The following is a 4,273-nucleotide window of genomic DNA, read 5'->3' on the forward strand; positions in this document are numbered from 1 at the left end:
GGACACCGCCGCCCGTCCCGTTGGGCCCGGACGGCGGGAACGGGGCCGGACCCGACGGCTCGCTGCCGAACGGGTTCGGCGGGATCGGCTCGGCCGGCCGGTTCATCTGCGAGGGGCGCGAGCCCTGGTACTCGTACGGGTCCTGGTTCTGCGGCGGCTGCTGCTGGAAGCGGAGCGCCGGGTTCGGGCCCTGCGGACCGCCGGGGCCACCGGGACCGCCGGGCAGCGGCGGGTTGGGGGCCGCCGGGGTGTACGACGTCGCCGTGTTCGTGAGGAAGTTCCAGCGGCACTCCTCGCAGAACGGGGCGCCGCCCTCGCGCGGGGTGCGGCACTGCGGGCACAGCTCGGGCGCTCCGCCCCTGCCCTGCGGCGCGGGCGGCTGCTGCTGCGGGTATCCGTAACCGGCGGCCGGGGGCGGCGGCGGGGGCGGGGGCACGGCACCGGCCATGCGGTGACCGCAGACCTCGCACCAGTCGTCGGAACCCGACTGGTGTCCGTTCGGGCAGGTCGGCATGTCGGCGCTTCCCCCTCTCCTTCGCACGTACTCGTATCCGTACGTCAGTCTGAGCTGTTGCTGATCTTGCGCTGTCACTGAGTCTGAGCTGCTACTTCTTCACGCGAACCGTCTTGGTGGACCGGGTTTCGAGAGTCATCTCGTCGGCCTCCGCGACCTTCGCCTTCAATCGAACAGTACCTTCCGCGGCATCGACCACGTCCACCACCTTCGAAAGCAGTTTCGCCGTATCCGCGTTTCCCGAGAGCGCCGCGAGCTGCACCGCACGGCCGAGCTTCGCCGTCGCCCCGTCCGCGTCGCCCGCCTTGCGCGCGTCCAGGCCCTGCTGGATGACCTGCGCCAGTTCGGCCTGGCCCGTGTAGTGCGCGACCTGCGGGTTGATCGACGTGGACGCCGCCATGTCGTCCGTCCACACCGCGCGCACGAGGCCCTGCGACAGCGTCTGGGCCGAACCGTCCGGCTGCGGGATCACCAGGGAGACGCGGGCGGCCAGCATCTCCTGGCCGAGGTCGGCCTGCGGGACCTGGACGCACACGTGGTAGTCGCGGGACTCGTCGCCCCACGAACCGGTCGGGTAGTCGCCCGCGCGCGGGCCCGTCTCGGTGCGCCGCTCGGTCAACTCCTCGACGGTGGGCGCCACTTGCTTGACGAACTTGATCTCGGAGCCGAGCGGGGTCCACAGCCGCAGCGCCACGTCCGCGACCTCCTTGCCCATCGCCGTCTCCATCATCTGCGTGAAGTCGGCCGCCAGGTGCGCCGGGTCGGCGACGATGTCGGCGGTGCCCAGCAGCGCCGAGGCGACGCCTGTGACCTCCTTCACCTCCCAGTCCGTACCGACGCCGCGGGCGTCGCAGGTGAAGCGTCCGGCGCAGGCGTCCAGCGTCGCCCGCAGGTCCTCCGGGGACTCGTGCTCGTTGCGCCCGTCGGTGAGCAGGATGCCGTGGCGTATGCCCACCTCGGCGGTGGACAGCAGCCGGTCGGCCAGGCGCAGCCAGGTGCCGATCGCGGTGCCGCCGCCCGCGGACAGCTTGCGCAGCGCCTGCTTGGCCTGCTCGCGGGTGCCGGCGTCGGCGACGGCGAGCCGGCCCGCGCCCGGATAGATCTCCGTGGCGACGTGCGTGCCCCCGATCACCGCGAAGTGCACGCCGTCGCGCAGCGCGTCGATCGCGGCGGCCGAGGCCTCCCGTGCTCCCCGCATCTTCGTCGGCGGGTAGTCCATCGAGCCGGAGCAGTCGACCATCAGCGCCACCGCGGCGTCCGGACCGCCCCCGGCGTGGAACAGGTGCGGGGCCGCGACCGCACCGCCCACCGTGCCGCCGCCGGTGGACGTCACGGTCACGATCGCGTTGACCTCGCGGCCGCCCTCGGGCAAGAACTCGTTCTGGTAGACCTCGACCGAGAACTGCGGGACGCTCGACTTCGAGAAGTTGGCCATGGTGACAAGTCCCCCCTGAACAAGACCATTTGCACTACCTGTTGAGACGGTCCGGCCGCGTGCGGCCTAGGCCGATCCTGCCCCCTGCTGCGGGACGGGGAACGGCAGCACCGCCACTGTTACGTTGTCGTGGCCCCCGCCGTCCAGGGCGTGACCGACGAGCACCTGGGCGCTGTGCAGCGGACGTGCGGCGGCGTCGGCCGGGACGATCCGGGCCATCTCCTGCGCGCCCTCCGCGTAGTTCCACAGCCCGTCGGTGCAGACCACGACCACCCCGGGGCGGTCCGGCTTGAAGGACGCGGTGTGCGGCTCCAGCTCGTACGCGTCCGCGCCGAGCCAGCCGGTGATCGCGTGGGCCCGCTCGTCGGCGTACGCCTCCTGCTCGTTCATCAGGCCCGCGGCCACCATCTGCGCGGCCCACGAGTCGTCCTCGGTGAGCCGGGCCGCCGGTGCGCTGCGGTCGTCGGGCACCCAGTAGGCGCGCGAGTCGCCGACCCAGCCGATGATCAGCAGCTCGCGCGTGATCACGGAGCCGACGAAGGTGCACGCCGGCGCGTTCTGGTGCGGCTGGTGCTCGCGGGCCGTCTCCGGCTCCTGCGCCAGCGCGTTGACCGACTCGGCCGCCGCGACGATCGCCTCGTGCATGGCCTGCTGCGGGTGCGTGCCGCGCGGCAGGGACTCGTGCAGTGACTCGTTGGCGGCGCGGGAGGCGGCCAGCGACGCGTCGTCGGGACGGGTCGCCGAGGACACCCCGTCGCAGACGACGGCGACGACCGCCGGGAAGCCGTCGGGCAGCGCGGCCGAGGAGATCGCGAACGCGTCCTCGTTGCGGTGGTGGCGCAGACCGCGGTCGCTGACCGCGGCGACCGCGTCCAACTCCTGCTCCATGTGGTCGCGTTCCCGCGGCTGGGCGTGCCCGCAGTTCTCGCAGTACCCGTCGGCGTCGACCTGGCCGGCGCGGCAGGCCACGCACAGCTTGGTGCCGGCCGGCGGCGTCGTGGCCGCCGCCTCCAGCTCCTCGGGCGTGGCCGTGCGCGGATCGGGCGCGGCCAGCTCGAAGTCGCTGCTCTCCGCGGCCGGGGCAGGGGCGTCGAACCGTACGGCGGCCGGCAGTTCGGTCCCGCCGGAGTCCGTGCCCTCCAGGTCCGTCGGCAGGTGCACCGGCGCGGGCAGGCCCGAGCTGTCGGGCTCGGGGGCCTGTGGCCAGTCCACCTCGGGGGCCTGCGCCGCCGTCGGCTCCGCCTCGGGGGAGGCGACGGCCGGCGCCGGCTGGTCGTCCGGCACGGCCGGCACGGACGACAGGTCGTATCCGCATGCCCCGCAGAAGCGGTCGCCGTCGTCGAGCGGCTCCTCGCAACTGGGACACACTGACATAGCGGTCGGCTGGTGCGTCTGCGACATCAACTCACACCCACGTCCGGGGGCGGTAGCGGTTGGCCCGCTCCACCAGTTCGATCCTCTCCTCGCCCCGCTGAGCGAGCCGGGCAAGGGTCCGGTACGAGCGCTCCAGGCCGAGGCGCAGGCCGCGCTCGTCCAGCTCGCTGCCGAGCACCACCGCGTGCTTGGGGCCCTGCGGCGGTCCGGAACCCTGCCTACCGGAGAGTACCCAGTCCAGCGCCGTGCCGAGGACCTCGGTCGACAACTGCTCGCGGCGCACCGCGTCCAGGCCGAACGAGTCGAGCGCCTCGACCTGCCCGGCCGCCGCCGTCAGGTCGTTCAGCAGCGGGTCGCCGTTGACACCTTCGGTCATACGTCCGCGAAGGCGCGCCCGGACCGAGGCGACGCGGGCCGCCGTGTAGTGGATGGACGACTCCGGGACCGACTCCAGGGTGCGCACCGCGCCGACCCGGTCGCCGGCCGCCAGCTGTACGCGGGCCAGGCCGAACGCCGAGCTGACATAGCTGGGGTCGGTCGCCCACACGAGGCGGTAGTACTCCGCCGCGTTGTCCAACTGGCCGAGCACTTCCGCGCAGACGCCGAGCGCCAGCTTCGGGGCGGGCTCGCCGGGGAACGCGTCGTAGATCGCGTCGAACGACAGCGCCGCGCTCTCGTGGTCGCCGGTCGCGAGCGCGACCACGCCCCGGTACCAGACCACCCGCCAGTCGTCCGGGTGGTCGGCCTCGAGCGCCACCAACCCCTGTGCCGCCGCGTCCAGTTCGCCCATCTCCAGGCGGGCCCGCAGTTCGCGCAGGCGCAGCTCGGGGGAGCCGGTGGGCGCCGCGTGCAGCGCCGAGATCAGCTCCGCCGGGGCCGACGCCATCAGGCCCGCGAGGAACCCCGCGTTCGGGTCGCCCGGGTCGACCCGGGGCACCGGCAGCGCGAGC

Annotated in this window: 3 protein-coding genes and 1 pseudogene; all 4 read right to left on the minus strand. The window is 73.5% G+C overall.

The genetic code is table 11. From position 1 onward, the window contains the following. Positions 1-514: pseudogene (locus G3I40_RS43200) on the minus strand (FHA domain-containing protein); the annotation flags it as partial. Between the two features lie 91 nt (positions 515-605). Beyond that, complete coding sequence (locus tag G3I40_RS43205) at positions 606-1,949, minus strand: VWA domain-containing protein (RefSeq protein ID WP_164560266.1); 1,344 nt, start codon at positions 1,947-1,949, stop codon at positions 606-608. A 66-nt stretch (positions 1,950-2,015) separates the two neighbouring features. Further along, a complete protein-coding gene (locus G3I40_RS43210; RefSeq protein WP_239092289.1) occupies positions 2,016-3,323 on the minus strand; it encodes a PP2C family serine/threonine-protein phosphatase in 1,308 nt (435 codons plus the stop codon). Between the two features lie 31 nt (positions 3,324-3,354). Continuing rightward, positions 3,355-4,273 (minus strand): tetratricopeptide repeat protein (locus G3I40_RS43215; protein ID WP_164560268.1); only part of this gene is annotated, 919 nt, incomplete at its 5' end.

The organism is Streptomyces sp. SID14478 (genome assembly GCF_010548525.1).
In the GTDB taxonomy this organism is placed as follows: Bacteria; Actinomycetota; Actinomycetes; order Streptomycetales; family Streptomycetaceae; genus Streptomyces.